15 protein-coding genes are annotated in these 16,862 nt (G+C 68.4%); 12 read left to right on the top strand and 3 right to left on the bottom strand.

Features of this window, described 5'->3' with window-relative positions; genetic code table 11:
• Nucleotides 1–137 precede the first annotated feature (137 nt).
• From Q3A80_RS15330 to Q3A80_RS15285, 10 genes are all read left to right on the top strand, one after another.
• On the top strand, nucleotides 138–869 hold the full coding sequence (locus Q3A80_RS15330) for a response regulator transcription factor (protein WP_446329809.1): 732 nt from the start codon (nucleotides 138–140) through the stop codon (nucleotides 867–869).
• Nucleotides 870–1,079: 210 nt separating this feature from the next.
• Nucleotides 1,080–2,582 carry an aldehyde dehydrogenase family protein gene (locus Q3A80_RS15325; RefSeq protein ID WP_446329808.1) on the top strand — a complete coding sequence of 501 codons (1,503 nt, stop codon included), beginning with the start codon at nucleotides 1,080–1,082 and terminating at the stop codon, nucleotides 2,580–2,582.
• Between the two features lie 72 nt (nucleotides 2,583–2,654).
• A complete protein-coding gene (locus Q3A80_RS15320) occupies nucleotides 2,655–3,995 on the top strand; it encodes an aminotransferase class III-fold pyridoxal phosphate-dependent enzyme (RefSeq protein ID WP_446329807.1) in 1,341 nt (446 codons plus the stop codon).
• Between the two features lie 253 nt (nucleotides 3,996–4,248).
• Complete coding sequence (locus Q3A80_RS15315; RefSeq protein ID WP_446329806.1) at nucleotides 4,249–5,751, top strand: APC family permease; 1,503 nt, start codon at nucleotides 4,249–4,251, stop codon at nucleotides 5,749–5,751.
• Nucleotides 5,748–6,350 (top strand): DUF3156 family protein, encoded by a 603-nt coding sequence (locus Q3A80_RS15310; protein WP_446329805.1) that lies wholly within the window; start codon nucleotides 5,748–5,750, stop codon nucleotides 6,348–6,350. The genes Q3A80_RS15315 and Q3A80_RS15310 overlap by 4 nt, the downstream gene beginning before the upstream one ends.
• A gap of 61 nt (nucleotides 6,351–6,411) precedes the next feature.
• Nucleotides 6,412–7,350: a helix-turn-helix domain-containing protein gene (locus tag Q3A80_RS15305; protein WP_446329804.1), complete on the top strand. Its 939-nt coding sequence runs from the start codon at nucleotides 6,412–6,414 to the stop codon at nucleotides 7,348–7,350.
• A gap of 166 nt (nucleotides 7,351–7,516) precedes the next feature.
• Nucleotides 7,517–8,725 (top strand): porin, encoded by a 1,209-nt coding sequence (locus Q3A80_RS15300; RefSeq protein ID WP_446329803.1) that lies wholly within the window; start codon nucleotides 7,517–7,519, stop codon nucleotides 8,723–8,725.
• A gap of 307 nt (nucleotides 8,726–9,032) precedes the next feature.
• On the top strand, nucleotides 9,033–10,271 hold the full coding sequence (locus Q3A80_RS15295) for an ABC transporter substrate-binding protein (protein ID WP_446329802.1): 1,239 nt from the start codon (nucleotides 9,033–9,035) through the stop codon (nucleotides 10,269–10,271).
• 34 nt (nucleotides 10,272–10,305) lie between these two features.
• Entirely contained in the window at nucleotides 10,306–11,175 is an 870-nt protein-coding gene (locus Q3A80_RS15290; RefSeq protein WP_446329801.1) for a carbohydrate ABC transporter permease, read from the top strand.
• The gene (locus Q3A80_RS15285; protein WP_446329800.1) at nucleotides 11,172–12,032 is read left to right on the top strand and encodes a carbohydrate ABC transporter permease; all 861 of its coding nucleotides are present in this window, start codon (nucleotides 11,172–11,174) and stop codon (nucleotides 12,030–12,032) included. Before Q3A80_RS15290 ends, Q3A80_RS15285 begins: the two co-directional genes overlap by 4 nt.
• A gap of 9 nt (nucleotides 12,033–12,041) precedes the next feature.
• Here the strand turns inward: Q3A80_RS15285 and Q3A80_RS15280 are convergent, their stop codons facing one another.
• Nucleotides 12,042–13,064, bottom strand: coding sequence for a LacI family DNA-binding transcriptional regulator (locus tag Q3A80_RS15280; RefSeq protein ID WP_446329799.1), 1,023 nt, complete (start codon nucleotides 13,062–13,064; stop codon nucleotides 12,042–12,044).
• Nucleotides 13,065–13,070: 6 nt separating this feature from the next.
• On the opposite strand from Q3A80_RS15280, the gene Q3A80_RS15275 reads away from it, so the two are divergent.
• Complete coding sequence (locus Q3A80_RS15275) at nucleotides 13,071–13,997, top strand: phosphatidylinositol-specific phospholipase C (RefSeq protein ID WP_446329798.1); 927 nt, start codon at nucleotides 13,071–13,073, stop codon at nucleotides 13,995–13,997.
• 563 nt (nucleotides 13,998–14,560) lie between these two features.
• Here Q3A80_RS15275 and Q3A80_RS15270 read toward each other — a convergent pair.
• Complete coding sequence (locus Q3A80_RS15270) at nucleotides 14,561–15,172, bottom strand: LysE family translocator (RefSeq protein WP_446329797.1); 612 nt, start codon at nucleotides 15,170–15,172, stop codon at nucleotides 14,561–14,563.
• Nucleotides 15,173–15,257: 85 nt separating this feature from the next.
• Here Q3A80_RS15270 and Q3A80_RS15265 point away from each other — a divergent pair, with 85 nt between their 5' ends.
• Nucleotides 15,258–15,785, top strand: coding sequence for a GNAT family N-acetyltransferase (locus tag Q3A80_RS15265; protein WP_446329796.1), 528 nt, complete (start codon nucleotides 15,258–15,260; stop codon nucleotides 15,783–15,785).
• 15 nt (nucleotides 15,786–15,800) lie between these two features.
• Here the strand turns inward: Q3A80_RS15265 and Q3A80_RS15260 are convergent, their stop codons facing one another.
• Nucleotides 15,801–16,862: an alkene reductase gene (locus tag Q3A80_RS15260; RefSeq protein ID WP_446329795.1), complete on the bottom strand. Its 1,062-nt coding sequence runs from the start codon at nucleotides 16,860–16,862 to the stop codon at nucleotides 15,801–15,803.

Genomic DNA, 16,862 nt, shown 5'->3' with positions numbered 1-16,862 from the left:
GATAGCGATATCGCCGGCAGCCCCGCCGCCCGCCGCCCGCCATCCACGGACGAATTGCCGATTTGTGCTCACCGGCCCATTCTGGCGCCGGTAGGCTGGCCCGAACTTCGACGCGTTCGGCCGCCGGCCGCTCCACCATGCCGACTTCAGCCGTTTCCGCCGACCATGAATCCGCCGACTGGCAGCGCGCGCTGCGCGCGTGCGTCGATGCGTTCGACGCGTTCGCGAGCCCGTCCGCGATCGTGTTCTACCGGCTCGACCTGAGCAGCGAACCCGCCGACTTCGAACTGTTCGGCATGCCGGAGTCGATGCATCGCACCTACATCGCGCGCTACCGGATGCTGGATCCGCTGCATCCGTCGCGTTGCGCGACGAGCGAACGCGCGGTCGTGACGCTCGCTTCCCAATTGCCTGACGAACGGCGCGACGCGTCTGCGTACTGGACCCGCTTCCTGCGCCGGCACGACGTTACCGACGTCGTCGAAATCTGGCTGCGCGACGCTGCGGGCCGCACGGTCGGCGCGTTTTCGCTGCTGCGCTTCGGTAACGGGGAAGCGGACGGCAACCGCACGGCCGGACGTTTCGCGCCGGGCGAGATCGACGCGCTGGCACGGCTGCAGCCGCTCGCCGAAGCCGCGCTGGCGCCGCTGCTGCGCGCGCGGCGCGGGATTCACCGGATCGGCTGCGAGGAGCGGCTGACCTATCGCGAGGAACAGATCGCGCGCCTCGTGCGCGACGGCCGTTCGAACAAGGAGATCGCCCGCGATCTCGCGCTCGGCCAGCCGACGATCAAGACGCATCTGATGCGCATGTACCGCAAGCTCGGCGTATCGAACCGCACCGAACTGGTCGGCGCGTTGTTCCTGTAATTTTTCCGGCCCGCAGTCGCGCCGCGTCATTCGTCCGACGATAACGCGGCGTTCGCACGCCGTGGTTCCCCGCGTCGGTGTCACCCGCATTTCGATCCGTCACGCGCTGCCAATTTGCGCTCACCGGGCGCGTCGCCCCGTCGATACAGTGGTCCGAAAACCGCATGCCGAAGCGCACGCGGCCCAGCCACGACAACTATCGAGACGCCCATGAGCACCACGAACTTCGTCGCCGTCAGCGACACCGTGCGCACCTTCGTCGCACGCGAATTCGGCCTCTTCATCGACGGCGAAATGCAGCCTGCGCACTCGGCTGCGCGACTCGACGTGTACGACCCGGCGACCGGCGAGCGCCTTGCGACGGTTGCCGATGCGGACGCGCACGACGTCGACCGCGCGGTCGCGAGCGCGAAGTACGCATTCGACGCGCGCGTCTGGAGCGGGCTGCGCCCGGCCGACCGCGAGCGCATCCTGCTGAAGCTAGCCGACCTGATCGAAGCCGACGCCGAAACGCTCGCGCAGCTCGAAACGCTGAACCAGGGCAAGTCGATCCACGTGTCGCGCGCGATCGAGGTCGGCGCGAGCGTCGAATACGTGCGCTACATGGCCGGCTGGGCCACCAAGATCACCGGTCAGACGCTCGACGTGTCGATCCCGTTCCCGCCCGGCGCGCGCTACACGGCCTATACGCGCAAGGAGCCGGTCGGCGTGGTCGCGGCGATCGTGCCGTGGAATTTCCCGCTGATGATCGCGGTGTGGAAGCTGATCCCGGCGCTCGCGGCCGGCTGCACGATCGTGCTGAAGCCGTCGCCGGAAACGCCGCTGACCGCGTTGCGCCTCGCCGAACTCGCACGCGAAGCCGGCGTGCCGTCCGGCGTGTTCAACGTCGTGACCGGCGGCCGCACCTGCGGCGCCGCACTGTCGAGCCATCCGTCGATCGCGAAGATCTCGTTCACCGGCTCGACCGCGACCGGCAAGCTGGTCGGCGCGGCGGCCGTGCAGAACATGACGCGCTTCTCGCTCGAACTCGGCGGCAAGAACCCGATCGTGATGCTCGACGACGTCGACGTCGCGCAGGCGCTCGACGGCGTCGCCGCCGGCGCGTTCTTCAACCAGGGCCAGGTGTGCGCGGCCGCGTCGCGCATCTACGTGCATCGCAGCCGGTTCGCGCAGCTCGCGGACGGCCTCGCGGGCGTCGCGCAATCGATGAAGCTCGGCGCCGGCCTCGACACGACCGCGCAGATCAACCCGCTGGTATCCGCGCACCATCGCGACAAGGTGGTCGAGCACATCGAAGGCGCGCGCCGCGCGGGCCTCACGTTCCTCGCGGGCGGCACGCCGGCCGACGACTTGCCCGGCTACTACGTGAAGCCGGCCGTGATCGCCGATCCGCATCCGGACAGCGCGATCGTGCGCGACGAAGTGTTCGGCCCGGTGATCGTCGTCGTGCCGTTCGACGATGCGGCCGACGCGGTGCGTCTCGCCAACGCGTCGCCGTACGGCCTCGCCGCCAGCATCTGGAGCAACGACCTGAAGCGCGTGATGAACCTCGTGCCGCAGATCGAGGCCGGCACCGTGTGGGTGAACTGCCACATTCCGCTCGACCCGTCGATGCCGTTCGGCGGCTACAAGCAATCGGGCATCGGCCGCGAATTCGGCCAGTACGCGATCGAGGGCTTCACCGAAACCAAATCCGTCTGCATCGCGCACTGACGCGCGCGCCCTTCCGACAACCGCAAAACACCGCAAAAAACCGCGAAAACCGATCCGAAAGTGGAGATTGCAATGAGCTACAACGAAGCGAAGTTCTGGCACCCGATGCTGCATCCGAACGAAATGAAACAGCGCAAGCCGATCCGCATCGTGCGCGGCGACGGCTGCTACGTGTTCGACGAAACCGGCAAGCAGCTCGTCGACGGCGTCGCGGGCCTGTGGAACGTGAACGTCGGGCACAACCGGCAGGAAGTGAAGGACGCGATCGTGCGCCAGCTCGACGAGCTCGAATACTTCCAGCTGTTCGACGGCATTTCGCATCCGCGCGCGGAAGAGCTGTCGAAGAAGCTGATCGACATGATGGAGCCGGAAGGGATGCGCCGCGTGCTGTACAGCTCGGGCGGCTCCGATTCGATCGAGACCGCGCTGAAGATCGCGCGCCAGTACTGGAAGGTGCGCGGCCAGGCCGATCGCACGAAGTTCATCTCGCTGAAGCAGGGCTATCACGGCACGCACTTCGGCGGCGCGTCGGTGAACGGCAACACGGTGTTTCGCCGCAACTACGAGCCGAACCTGCCCGGCTGCTTCCACGTCGAGACGCCGTGGCTGTACCGCAATCCGTTCACGCAGGATCCGGAGGAACTCGGCCGTATCTGCGCGGAAATGCTCGAGCGCGAGATCCAGTTCCAGAGCCCCGACACGGTCGCCGCGTTCATCGCCGAGCCGGTGCAGGGCGCGGGCGGCGTGATCGTGCCGCCGGCCAACTACTGGCCGCTCGTGCGCGAGGTGTGCGACCGCTACGGCGTGCTGCTGATCGCCGACGAAGTCGTGACGGGCTTCGGCCGCAGCGGCAGCCTGTTCGGCAGCCGCGGCTGGGGCGTGCGCCCGGACATCATGTGTCTAGCGAAGGGGATCTCGTCCGGCTACGTGCCGCTCGGCGCGACGGCCGTGAACGCGCGGATCGAGGATGCATTCGCCGCGAACGCGGATTTCGGCGGCGCGATCATGCACGGCTACACGTACGCCGGCCACCCGGTGGCATGCGCGGCCGCGCTCGCGAGCCTCGACATCGTCGTGAAGGAAGACCTGCCGGCGAACGCGGCGAAGCAGGGCGCGTATCTGCTCGAAGCACTGCAGTCGTTCCCGGAACGCTTTGCGGCGGTCGGCGAGGTGCGCGGCAAGGGGCTGATGCTCGCGCTCGACCTCGTCGCGAACAAGCAGACGCGCGAGCCGATCGATCCGCTGTCCGGCTATGCGAACGCGGTCGCCGAAGTCGCGCGCGAACACGGCGTGCTGGTGCGCCCGGTCGGCACGAAGATCATCCTGTCGCCGCCGCTCGTGATCCGGCGCGAGCAGCTCGACCGGATCGTCGAGGCGCTCGCCGCGGGCTTCGAGGCCGTGCCGTTCGCGTGATCGCGTGACGCGGCGAGCGTGTGACGACGAACCGGCGGTGGGGGGCGGGATAACCCGCTGCCCGCCGCCGGTTTGCCGATTTGCGCTATGACCGCATTATTTTGCCTGCGTATTTTTTCGACATCGGAGCAGGATTGCATCGACAGGGGCCGGGTGGCGAAGCGCTGGAGCGCCTGCCCCGGCCGACCGTGAAGCATGGAGCCGGAGCGGGCGCCGCCGTGGCGGCGCCGGCCGATACAGGAAGGAGACAGGGATGTCGGGATGGTCTGGAGTGACCGGCGCCGCGGGCGAGACGCCCGCCGGCGGGCCGGCTGAAGCGGGCGGCGGCACGGTGCTGAAGGCGGGCGCGGTCGGTTTTCCGACGGCGCTGGCGAGCGCGGTGGGCCTGATCATGGCGAGCCCGGTGATTCTCACCGCGACGTCGGGCTTCGGGATGGGCGGCTGGGCGTTCGCGGTCGCGATGATCATCGCGTTCGTGATGATGCAGGCTCAGGCGACGACGTTCTCCGAAGCCGCCGCGATGCTGCCGACGGCCGGCTCGGTTTACGATTACCTGTCGTGCGGGCTCGGCCGCTTCTGGGCGATCACCGGCACGATTTCCGCGTATTTCCTCGTGCACGTGTTCGCCGGCACGGCCGAGACGATCCTGAGCGGGATCATGGCGCTCGTGAACTTCGAGTCGCTGAACGCGGCGTTCGAGAAGCACAACAGCTCGTGGCTCGTCGGCGTCGGCCTGGTGGTCACGTTCGCGATCACTAACATCATCGGCATCAAGGTGTTCAGCAAGCTCGAGATCGTGCTGACGGCCGGCATGTGGCTGTCGCTGATGATCTTCGGGATCCTCGGCCTCGCGGCCGCGCCCGCTGTCCATCTCGACGGCTGGTTCGGCGGCTCGGAAGTCGGCACGTCGGTGCCGGCCGTGCTGTCGCTGGTCGGGATGGCGATGTTCATGTTCGTCGGCTGCGAGTTCGTCACGCCGCTCGCGCCGGAGATGAAGGCGCCGGGCCGCACGATTCCGCGCGCGATGGCGATCGGCCTCGTCGGTGTCGCGATCTGCATGTTCCTGTACGGCGCGGCGATCCGCCGCCAGGTCGCGAACGTGCCGGTCAGCGCGGACGGGCTCACGCACCTGCTCGACACGCCCGGCGCGATTCCCGCGTTCGCGCTGCAGGTGCTCGGGCCGTTCGGCCGGATCTGGTTCGGCATCGCGTTCCTGTGCGCGGGCGCGGCGACGATCAACACGCTGATGGCCGGGCTGCCGCGCATCCTGTACGGGATGGCGATCGACGGCGCGCTGCCGCGCTGCTTCGCGTATCTGCACCCGCGCTTCAAGACGCCGGTGGTCGGGATCGCCGCGGCGGCGATCGTGCCGATCTTCCATGCATGGCTGATCAACGGCAACCTCGACAGCATCCTGCACCTCGTGCTCGCCGCGACCTGCGCGTGGGGCACCGCGTACCTGCTCGTGACCGCGTCGGTCGTGATGCTGCGCATCCGGCGGCCGGACCTGCCGCGTCCGTATCGTTCGCCGTGGTTCCCGCTGCCGCAGATCGTGTCGAGCGTCGGCATCGTGCTCGCGATCTGGTACATCACGCCGCCCGGCATGAACGCGCGCGACATCTACGTGCCGTTCGGCGCGATGCTCGGGCTCACCGCGCTGTATGCGCTGTTCTGGACGGTCGTCGTGCAGCGCCGGCATCCGTTCAAGCCGGTGCCGGTCGAGGAAGTGCTGCGCAACGAGCACGTCGCATCGTGAAGGCCGCATTCGCGCGGTGGCGCGCGGCGCCCGATGCGCCGCCGCCCGGTCACCGGCCCGGCGCGATCGCCGCGCGGGTGCTCGGCGATCTCGGCGCCGTGCGCGATCCGGACGGCGGCGCCGGTGCAATCGCAATCGCATTTGCAGCGCGGCTGCCGAACGGCGTGCGCGTGAGCATCGCCGAACGCGTCGAACGGCAATTCCTGATGCATACGGTCAGCGTGCAGGTCGCGGTGGCGGCGCACGGGCCGGCCGGGCAAGGTCGCGCGCGCATCCTGCAGACCGGCTGGCTGCGGCGTACCGGTGTCGCGGCCGAGCCTTCGCCGGAATGCGACCCCGGATTTGTGCGCACCGTGTCGGCGATCGTCGCGCAGCCGGCGCTTGCCGACGCACTGCGCCCGCTGCACGCGACCGACTGCACGATCACCGCGCGCGACGGCCGCTGGATGCTCGCCGTGGTGCCGTTCGGCGGCAGCGAGGTCGTGAACCGGATGCCGTCGTTTCGCCGCTATGTGCGGCTGACCGGCGAGCAGGCCGCCGCGCTGTCGGCGGCGTGTGCGGCATTCGAAACTGCACTGCGCGGAATTTTGCGGGGGTAAGCTGTGACGTTGCGCGCCGCGCGGTGCGCAACGTGGATTCAGGGTTTTACCGGAGATGCCGATGCTGTTCCAGTCACGCTCACACGAAGACGTGCATGACCACGGGCTCGCGATCGCGGGTTGGCATCAGGTCTATCGCCAGATGACGCCGGGCCGGTTCAGGGGCACCGTCACGCAGGTGCTGTACGACGATTTCCATTTCTTCCGCGAGACGACCAACCGGCGCGTCGCGCAAACCGGCCTCGCGCCGCACGGGCGCACGTCGCTCGCGGTGCCGTTGTCGGTGCCGCTCGCCGGCACGTTCCAGGGACAGCCGGTCGACGGCTATGCGCTGCTCGCGCTGCGCGCCGGCGAGGATTTCGAATTCCATACACCGGAAGGAATGGGGCTCGTCGGGATCAGCGCGGCGTCGGACATGGTCGACGAGCTGTGCGAGGCCGAATTCGGCGCGGCCGCCGCACGCAAGCTGCGGCACGTCACGCGGCTGTCGGATGCGCAGGGCGTCGCGCTCGGCGCGCGGCTGTCGTCGCTGATCGACGACGCGCAGCGCAATCCCGGCTGCCTCGAATACGCGGCAACCCGCAAGATGTTCCGCGACGCGATGCTCGGCATGTTCCTCGATGCGCTCGACCACGGCATCGGCGTCGAGCGCCGCGACATCACGCACGCCACCTACAGCGATATCGTCAGCCGGTGCGAGAAACACTTGCGCGACCGCCCCGAGGAGCCCGTCACCGTGCTCGAACTGTGCCGCGCGCTGCGGTGCAGCCGCCGTACGCTGCAGACGAGCTTCCAGCGCGTCGCCGACGTCACGCCGGTCGGCTATCTGCGCACGATCCGGTTGAACGCGGTGCGGCGCCTGCTGCGCACGACGTCGGCGCAGCAGCTCGGCGTCGGCGAGGCCGCCGCGAGCTGGGGCTTCACGCATCTCGGCTATTTCGCGCGCGAGTATCGCGACCTGTTCGGCGAACTGCCGTCGCAAACCCTGCGTCCCGAATGACGTTGTCGCGCCGCGACGGCGCTGCGCGCTGCCGTCGCCGCGCCCGCCGCTTCACCGTTTGCTGATTTGGGATAGGGGTCCCGAATTTTCGCTGGATAAAGTCCTGCCACCCATATCGACAACCCATCGATTTGCAGTGCGAATCGATGACACCAGAGGGCGGGACATGAAGATCGGACGACGACTGGCCGCAGCCGCGGCCGCGCTGGGCTGCATGCACGCACACGCGCAGACTGCCGGCAGCGTGACGCTGTACGGCACGGTGGACACCGGCATCATCTATTCGACGAACCAGCAGTTCACGCGCGCCGACGGCAGCACGGGCGGCGGCCATGCATGGCAGATGGGCGGCGGCAACCTCGTGCCGTCCCGCTTCGGCTTTCAAGGCACCGAGCCGCTCGGCGGCGGGCTCGATGCGGTGTTTACGCTCGAGCAGCAGTTCCTGTCCGCGAACGGGCAGGCGCTGCAGGGCGGCACCGCGTTCAGCCGCCAGGCGTGGGTCGGGCTGCGTCAGGACGGGATCGGCACGCTCGGTCTCGGCCGGCAGTACGACTCGTATACGGACATGCTCGGCGCGTACGTGTCGAGCAACAACTGGGCGACGCCGTTCGGCTCGCATCTCGGCGACGTCGACAACCTGAACGCCGCCTTCAACTTCAACAACGCGGTGAAGTTCACCAGCGCCGATTTCAACGGCCTGACGTTCGGCGGCACGTTCAGCTTCGGCGGGCAGGCCGGCGACTTTTCCGCGAAGCGCGGCTATGCGGTCGCCGCGACCTACACGCGTGCGCCGGTCGCGTTCTCGGTCGGCTATCTCGACCTCCATCAGCCGCTCGACGCGGCGCTCGGCGGCGCGAACGGCTATATCGGCGATTTCGCGTGCAGCAACCCCGGCGCGATGTACTGTCTGCTGCAGGACGCCGGCTCGATGCGCGCGTTCGGCGCGGGCGGGTCGGTCACGTTCGGCGCGGCGACGGTCGCGCTGACCTACACGCATACGCGTCTGGGCGACAGCCGCTATTTCTCGACCGCCGCGCAGCCGCGCACGCAGGCGTTCACGTTCGACATCGGCGAGCTGAATGTCACGTACATGTTCACGCCGGCGCTGCAAGGCGGAGTCGCGTATATCTTCAACGCCGCGCATACGGACGGGCGCGGCACGACGCGGTTCCATCAGGTGAACGTCGGCACGAACTACAGCCTGTCGAAGCGCACCGCGCTTTATGCGGTCGCGATCGGCCAGATCGCGAGCGGCACGGGGCTCGGCACCGATCCGAACGGCAACGCGGTGAACTATGCGCAGATCCCGGTGCTCGCGAACAGCAATTCGAGCCGGCAGCTCGCGGTGATGGCGGGAATTCGTGTGAACTTTTGACGGTGAGCACGGCTTGCGGCGGCACGTCGGTCGCGTGCGGCCGTGCTGCGTTCAGGTTCGGGGCGCAGGGCCTGCCCCCGGTCGATTGATGGAAAGCGATGCTTGAAAAAAATCGTCCGTATGCTTGACTGAATGGACCCGGATCGACGCGATACGCGCGTCAGGCTGCCCGCGTTGCGGCTTGCCACAATACCTTCACGGTCTGCGTGAACAATGGCGACGCCTCAGCGACCCGACGTGTCGCCGGCGTTGCACACGTGTGCAACCCATACCTGTTCAGCTCCATACGCCGATCGAGAGAGACCACATGACCTTGCTGAGCCGCCTGCGCGCGCTGTCCGCCGCCGTTGCGCTGTCCGTTGCCGCCACGCACGCCTTCGCGGCGGATCTCGTCATCGCGGGCCGCGACGACATTTACGGCAAGGGGCTGGCCGACGCCGTCGCCGGCTTCACCAAGCTGCATCCGGGCACCGACATCGAATTGCTGAAGCTGCCGAACGCGAACCTGTACCAGAAGCTGAAGCTGTCGATGCGCGAAGGCACCGGCACGTACGACCTCGTGATGATGGACGACACGTGGGCGCCCGAATTCATCGGCAACGGCTGGCTGAAGCCGCTGCCGGCGTCGCTGGCCGATGCCGACCTCGTGCCGTCCGCGGTCGCGCTCGGCCGCAACGCGGCGGGCGCGCTGTACGCGCTGCCGATCGTCGGCAACGTCGAGATGTTCGCGTACCGGAAGGATCTGCTCGCGAAGTACAAGCTGCAACCGCCGCGCAACTGGGACGACGTGCTGAAGATCGCGCAGACCGTCGGCGGCGCGGACAAGAGCGTATCGGGCGTCGTGTTCCGCGGCACCAAGGGCAACCCGGTCGTGACCGGCTTCCTGCCGATCCTGTGGGCGTATGGCGGCGACGTATTCGACCGTGCCGGCAACGTGACGATCGATTCGCGCGGGTCGCAAGCCGCGCTGAAAACCTTCCTCGCGCTGAAGGCGTCCGCACCGAAGGACGTCGACGTGTACGGTGCGGCCGAAGTGCGCGACGCGCTGCAGCGCGGCACTGCCGCGCAGTCGATCGAAGTGTGGCCCGCATGGATTCCGGCGCTCGACGATCCGAAGCAGTCGCGCGTGGTCGGGCAGATCGCGCTGCAGCCGCCGCCCGGACAGACGGCCGGCCCGGCGCCGATGCTCGGCATCTGGCAGATGGGCATTCCGAAGGATGCGCCGCATGCGAAGCTCGCGCAGGACTTTCTCGCGTACCTGAGCTCGCGCGATACGCAAACGCGTCTCGCCGGGATCGGCATTCCGCCGACGCGCCGCAGCGTGTTCGCCGATCCGGCGCTGGTGCGCCAGTACCGCTGGTATCCCGATCAGCTGAAGGCGCTCGAGGCCGGTCGTGCGCGGCCGCGCGTGAAGGACTGGCAGCAGGTCGAGAGCATTCTCGGCGACCAGCTGCAACTCGCGCTGACCGGCCAGGCGGCCCCCGACGCCGCACTGCGCCAGGCGCAGCAGAAGATCGTGCAGGCAATGGCCGCAGCCGCCAAGTGACGGTCGGCCGTCGCGTACCGTCCGGATCCCGCGCATGAAAGCGCTCGGCCGAAGCCTGCCGTTCGTCGCGCTGCTCGGGCCCGCGCTGCTGGTGCTGGCCGCGCTCGCGCTGTATCCGGTCGCGCAGGTGCTGGTCGACTCGTTCTGCAAGGTCGACTATGCGGCCGGCCGGCGCGCGTTCATCGGGCTTGCCAACTATCGCGCGGTGCTCGGCGACGACGAGTTCGCTGCCGGCTTCGGCAACACGCTGCGCTTCACGATCGCGGCGTCGCTCGTCGAGGTCGCGCTCGGCTTCGGTCTCGCGCTGCTGTTCGTGCGCGCGTTTCCGGGGCGGCGCATCGCGCTGCCGCTCGCGATCCTGCCGATGATGCTGTCGACGCTCGTGTGCTCGGCGATCTGGCGCAACTGGCTCAACTTCGACGGCTTCCTGAACGCGCTGCTTGCCGCGGTCGGATTCGACGGCGTGCGCTGGCTGTCCGATCCGCATCTCGCGCTGTGGTCGCTCGCGCTCGTCGACGTGTGGCAGTGGACGCCGATGGCGTTCCTGATCGTGCTCGCCGGACTGCAATCGATCCCGCAGGAGCTGTACGAAGCCGCGCGCACCGACGGCGCGAGCGAATGGCAGTGCCTGCGCGACATCACGCTGCCGCTCGCGGCGCCGCAGATCGGCCTCGCGCTGCTGCTGCGCTCGATCGACACGTTCAAGCTGTTCGACAAGGTCTATGCGCTGACGGGCGGCGGCCCCGGCAACGCGACGCAGACGCTGTCGACCTACATCTACGACACGGGCTTCCGCTTCTTCAACGTCGGGCCGGCGAGCGCCGCGTCGGTGCTGATGCTCGCGGCGTCCGCGCTGCTCGTTTCGGGGTACGTATGGCAGACGGTTCGCAAGCGGCGCGCATGACGGCGCGATCGGCACGTATCGCTCCCGCGCGAACGGCCGACGTATTCGGCCGCGCGACGCCTTGGGCACTGCGCGTCGTCGCGCTCGCGCTGTTGCTGCTGCCGTGCCTGTGGATGGCCGGCGCGGCCTTCATGCCGACGCTCGAGCGCCTCGATCATCCGCTGCGGATCTGGCCGGCCGCGCCGACGCTCGAGCATTTCGCATCGGTATGGTCGAACGGCCTCGGCGCGCCGCTCGCCAATTCGCTGCTGGTCGGGTTCGGCACGACGGTGCTCGCGCTGGCGCTCGCGTTTCCGGCCGCGTATGCGCTCGTGCGGCTGCGCTTTCCGGCGCGGCTCGACCTGCTGTTCCTGATGCTCGTGCTCGCATTGAAGCTGATGCCGCCGATCACGATCGCGGTGCCGCTGTTCGCGCTCGCGAAGCGGCTGCATCTGCTCGACTCGACGCTCGGGCTGGTGCTCGCATACCAGCTCTACGCGCTGCCGATGGCGATCTGGATGCTGCTCGCGTTCGTGCGCGATGTGCCGGTGGAATACGAGGAAGCCGCTTGCATCGATGGCGCCGGGCTCGCACGGCGGCTCGTGCAGATCGTGTTGCCGCTGTGCGCGCCGGGCTTGATCGCGACCGCGATCTTCGTGTTCATCGCCGCATGGAACGAATTCCTGATCGCGCTGTTGTTCGTGTCGACGCCGAGCCGCTTCACGCTGCCGCTCGCGATTGCCGGCTACGTGACCGAGAACGGCATCGACTGGGGCGACCTGATGAGCGCGGGGCTGCTCGCGTCGCTGCCGACGCTTGCCGTGGCCGGCTACGTGCAGCGTTATCTGCTGCGCGGCTTCGCCGGCGGCCTGAAGTGACGCGGCGCGTTACGCGCAGCTGTGCCGCACCACGTGCGTGACGGGTACGATTCGCGTGCGCGATGCGCCGTCGACCGTATGGATCCGGTCGGCGAGCAGGTCGACGGCCGCGTGCGCGAGCGCGTGTGTGTCCTGGCGCAGCGTCGTGAGCCGATACGCATCGTATTCGGCGGCCGGGATATCGTCGAAGCCGATCACGCGCAGGTCGTCGGGCACGCGCAGGCCGAATGCATCGCGTGCGGCATCGATCACGCCGAGCGCGAGCAGGTCGGACGAGCAGAACACGCCGTCCGGGCGCTCGCCGGATGCGAACAATTGCCGCGCGGCATCGATCCCGCATGCGTACGTGTCGGAGCACGTATCGGTCGAACCGACGAGCGTCGCGTCGAACGCGTCGCCGCGTTGTACGGCTTGCTCGAACGCCACTGCGCGCGAGCGCGCGCTGTAGCTCGCGGTACGCGGCCCGACGAACGCGAGCCGGCGCGCGCCGGCCCGCATCAGCCGTTGCGCGGCGTGGGTGGCGCCCGCCGCGTTGTCGCTGACCACGATATCCGCGCCCGGCAGGTTCGCTTCGCGGTTGATCATCACGACCGGAATCCGGTGGTCGAGATACTGCTGCGCGACCGACAGCGGCGGCGAGGCCGACGTCATCACGAGGCCCGCGATCCGGTAGCTGAGCAGCCGCTCGAGCGACTGCCGCACCTGCTGCGGATCGTCGGCATTGGTCACGAGCGGCGTGAACGCGCGCAGGCCGAGCGCGGCCATCAGGTCCGACAGCAGGCGTGCGCGGAACGGATTCTCGAAGCCGGCCGTCACGACGCCGATCATGCTGCTGCGCTGCGTGATCATGTCGCGCGCGATCAGGTTGACCTGATAGCCGAGTGCGCGCGCGGCGACCATCACGCGTTCGCGCGTTTCCGGCGCGATGCTCGCCGTCGGCGAGAATGCGCGCGATACCGCGGAGCGCGACACGCCGGCCCGCGCCGCGACATCCGACGCCGTCACCCACGTTTTTCTTTCCTTGTCATTCATCGATACATGAATCCATCGCGACACGAAGAACCCGCGCCGCTGGCCGACTGGATGTCGGCGCTCGACGACGCGCGACTGCTGCATACGCTGACCTTACCGGGCAGCCATGACACCTGTGCGTATACCGTCGACGATCCGCTCGTGCGCACGCAGCACGCGACGCTCGCCGCACAGCTCGCGCACGGCGTGCGGCTGCTCGACATCCGCTGCCGGCATCGGAGCGATACGTTCGACATCCATCACGGCGGGATCGCGCTCGGCATGTCGTTCGACGACGTGCTCGCGGACTGCACGCGTTTTCTCGATGCGCATCCGCGCGAATGCGTCGTGATGTCGGTGAAGGACGAATGGCCGGCGCAGGCCTGCACGCGCGGTTTCGATGCGACGTTCGATGCGCATCGCGCGCGGCATCCGCGGCTGCGCTGGCATGCGGGCAGTGCGCTGCCGGCGCTCGGCGAGGTACGCGGCGCAGTGGTCCTGCTGCGTCGCTTCCGCAGCAGCCGGCCGCTCGGCATCGACCTGACCGCATGGCCGGACAACGCGACGTTCACGATCGACCATCCCGATGCGGCGTTCGTGATCCAGGATGAATACCGGGTGCCGGTCGCGGGTTCGATTCATTACAAGTGGCGGGTGATCGATGCGCTGCTGACCGGCATGCCGTCGCCGGACAGCGGGCGCTGGGCGATCAATTTCTGCAGCGGGACGGGGATGGGTGCGAATCCGTCGGTGGTTGCGCGCGGCGATGGCCGCGTGCAGGGGATTCACACACGGCTCGCGCAGCGGTTGCGTGAAGCGCGTGGGCCTTGCGGCGCGATGCTGCTCGATTTCTGCGACGACGATGATTGGGCGTTGGTGCGGACGCTGGTGGATTGCAATCGGCATGTGCCGGTGCCGGTACCGGATGGCAGGCGCAGGCCGGTCGGGTGTTAGAGCGGTTCGTGCCGATCGTTTCGCGGGCGAGTCCGCCTTGTTCGTCACACTTCATGGCGAATCAGCGGGCCGCAAGCGTACGGGAATCCGAACGATACGCAGGCGTGGTGCGGAAGAGCGGCGTTATCGAGCGATTGCGCTTCCGCGGCAGATGTTCGCATCGCGCCCTGCGGTGTAACGGTTGCAACCCGCGCACGTTTGAGCGGATGGGCGACTGGCCAAGCGGAGAGCGGACAGCGCGTAGCAGGCCAGCCCGATCGTCGCGTGCGTCCTGATTTCCCCGTCACGTGCCCATGATCGTCGCGGTGGCCTGCCAGGTCGGTGTGGCGTATGCGAAGTTTGTTGGCCGGTATGCGGAATATGACAGCGTCGACGCGGCGACCGTGGAAATGGAGTAACGCGATCGGAACATCGTGAGCGAACGAGGCGCATGAGTATCCGGTTGACGTGCCGACGTGCGCCGAAAAAACGGGCAATTTGAAGAAATGGCGCGACGAGGCGCCATTTTTTTATGCGGAAATCGCGTGCAAAAAGAACCGCGCCTGCCGGCGCCGGAGGTCGACTCAGCGCGTCGCGATCGCCACCGCCGCACCGGCCATCGCGGTCGCGCTCGTGCGGTTCGCGATCCGCTTCGCACGTGCGGACGTGAGGAACGCGCGCGCACGCGAAGCGAGCAGCGACCAGAAGCAGTCGGCAAGGATCAGGATCGCCAGCATCGTACCGACGAGCTCGGCCCACGCGACGACACCGACATGCGTCAGATCGACAATGGTCGGCAGCAGCGCGAGATAGAACAGCATGATCTTCGGATTGCCGAGCGTCACCAGCGTGCCGGCGACGAACATCCGCCACGGCGACTGGCCGCGCGGCAGCTCGCCGGCTTTCGTGTCGGTCGGCGCGGTCCACATCTTCCATGCGAGGAACAGCAAATACGCGACGCCGAGCAGCTTCAGCACGAGCAGGCCCGTCTCGAACGTGCGCGCGAACGCGGACAGCCCGGCGACGGCCAGCGTGAGCCACAGCGCTTCGCCGATCCACATCGCCGCGAGGAACGGCAGCACGTCTCGCACGCCGTTCGTCAGCACGCGCGCGACGAGCGCGGCGACGCTCGGTCCGGGCGTGCCGGCGGTGACGAGCAGGGCGATGGCGAACACGGCGAGCGCGGACAGCGTCATGGCGAACCTCGTGGGCAGGGCATTCGAAAGGTGTGAAGTTTCGATTATAGTGACGGCCGTTCCTGCCTGCCTACTACTCGTCGCGATGACAGTACCGATCCGGATTCGCCCCGCCACGCGGGAAGACGCGGCCGCGATGGCCGCCGTGGAAGTCGCCGCCGCCCAACGCTTTCGCGGCATCGGCATGAACGACATCGCCGACGGCGAGCCGACCGAGGCGGCCGACGTGCTCGCGCGCATCGACGCCGGCCGCGCGTATGTCGCGACCGCCGAAGCGGATACGTGCGTGGGCTTCGCGTTCTACCGGCTGCTCGACGCACACCGGCTTTACCTGGAAGAACTGGATGTCGCGCCGTCGCATGCGGGGCAGCGGATCGGCGCGCGCCTGATCGAGCGGATCATGACGCGCGCCGCGCGAGACGGCATCGCACAGGTCGTGCTGTCGACGTTCCGCGATGCGCCGTGGAACGCGCCGTACTACGCGCGCCTCGGCTTTCGCATCGTCGACGACGCGTCGCTCGACGACACGCTGCGCGCGATCCGCGCGCACCACATCGCACGCGGTCTCGACGAAACGCGGCGCGTGTTCATGCGCGCGGACGTGCGCGCATGAACGTGGCATCGGCTGTCAGGCCGCGTCGCTGAGCGCCGGGTAGTCGGTGTAACCCGTTTCGCCCTCCGCGTAGAACGTCTCCGGCACCGGCTTGTTCAGCGGCGCGCCGAGTTCGAGGCGGCGCGGCAGGTCCGGGTTCGCGATGAACAGCTTGCCCCACGCGATTGCATCGGCGTTGCCGTTCGCGAGCGTCTGCTGCGCGGATTCGAGCGTGAACTGCTCGTTCGCGATCAGCGGGCCGCCGAACGCTTCCTTCAGACGCGGGCTCAACTGGTCGCCCGAATACGCTTCGCGCGTGAAGATGAACGCGATCTTGCGGCGGCCGAGTTCGCGCGCGACATGGCCGAACGTCGCGGCGGGGTCGGAATCGCCCATCGTGTGCGCGTCGCCGCGCGGCGCGAGGTGCACGCCGACCCGGCCCGCGCCCCATACGTCGATCGCCGCGTCGACCACTTCGAGCAGCAGGCGCGCGCGGTTCTCGATCGGGCCGCCGTATGCGTCGGTGCGATGGTTGGTGCTGTCCTGCAGGAACTGGTCGAGCAGATAGCCGTTCGCGCCGTGGATCTCGACGCCGTCGAAACCGGCCTTCTTCGCGTTTTCCGCGCCGTGGCGGTACGCGGCGACGATGCCCGGGATCTCGTCGAGTTCGAGCGCGCGCGGCGTCACGTAGGGGCGCTGCGGCCGCACGAGGCTCACGTGGCCGCCTGCGGCGATCGCGCTCGGCGCGACCGGCAGGTCGCCGTTCAGGAATATCGGATCGGAAATCCGGCCGACGTGCCACAGCTGCAGCACGATGCGGCCGCCGGCCGCGTGCACGGCCTGCGTCACGCGCTTCCAGCCTTCGACCTGCTCGTCGGACCAGATGCCGGGCGTGTCCGCGTAGCCGACGCCTTGCGGGGTCACCGACGTCGCTTCGCTGATGATCAGGCCGGCCGATGCGCGTTCGGCGTAATAACGGGCCATCAGGTCGTTCGGCACGCGCGCTTCACCTGCGCGGGCACGGGTGAGCGGCGCCATCACGACGCGGTTCGGCAGCGTCAGGTCGCCGAGGGTAACGGGGTCGAACAGGGTAGGCAT

Source organism: Burkholderia sp. SR8, from assembly GCF_052851275.1.
Note: the sequence above shows the minus strand (reverse complement) of the source record. Positions and strands in the feature narration are given on the sequence as shown.

Coding starts and splice junctions, on each gene's coding strand:
- Q3A80_RS15275 (WP_446329798.1), top strand. CDS start 13,071: ATGAATCCATCGCGACACGAAGAACCCGCGCCGCTGGCCGACTGGATG.
- Q3A80_RS15325 (WP_446329808.1), top strand. CDS start 1,080: ATGAGCACCACGAACTTCGTCGCCGTCAGCGACACCGTGCGCACCTTC.
- Q3A80_RS15330 (WP_446329809.1), top strand. CDS start 138: ATGCCGACTTCAGCCGTTTCCGCCGACCATGAATCCGCCGACTGGCAG.
- Q3A80_RS15285 (WP_446329800.1), top strand. CDS start 11,172: ATGACGGCGCGATCGGCACGTATCGCTCCCGCGCGAACGGCCGACGTA.
- Q3A80_RS15280 (WP_446329799.1), bottom strand. CDS start 13,064: ATGAATGACAAGGAAAGAAAAACGTGGGTGACGGCGTCGGATGTCGCG.
- Q3A80_RS15265 (WP_446329796.1), top strand. CDS start 15,258: ATGACAGTACCGATCCGGATTCGCCCCGCCACGCGGGAAGACGCGGCC.
- Q3A80_RS15315 (WP_446329806.1), top strand. CDS start 4,249: ATGTCGGGATGGTCTGGAGTGACCGGCGCCGCGGGCGAGACGCCCGCC.
- Q3A80_RS15270 (WP_446329797.1), bottom strand. CDS start 15,172: ATGACGCTGTCCGCGCTCGCCGTGTTCGCCATCGCCCTGCTCGTCACC.
- Q3A80_RS15290 (WP_446329801.1), top strand. CDS start 10,306: ATGAAAGCGCTCGGCCGAAGCCTGCCGTTCGTCGCGCTGCTCGGGCCC.
- Q3A80_RS15295 (WP_446329802.1), top strand. CDS start 9,033: ATGACCTTGCTGAGCCGCCTGCGCGCGCTGTCCGCCGCCGTTGCGCTG.
- Q3A80_RS15305 (WP_446329804.1), top strand. CDS start 6,412: ATGCTGTTCCAGTCACGCTCACACGAAGACGTGCATGACCACGGGCTC.
- Q3A80_RS15300 (WP_446329803.1), top strand. CDS start 7,517: ATGAAGATCGGACGACGACTGGCCGCAGCCGCGGCCGCGCTGGGCTGC.
- Q3A80_RS15260 (WP_446329795.1), bottom strand. CDS start 16,862: ATGCCTACCCTGTTCGACCCCGTTACCCTCGGCGACCTGACGCTGCCG.
- Q3A80_RS15320 (WP_446329807.1), top strand. CDS start 2,655: ATGAGCTACAACGAAGCGAAGTTCTGGCACCCGATGCTGCATCCGAAC.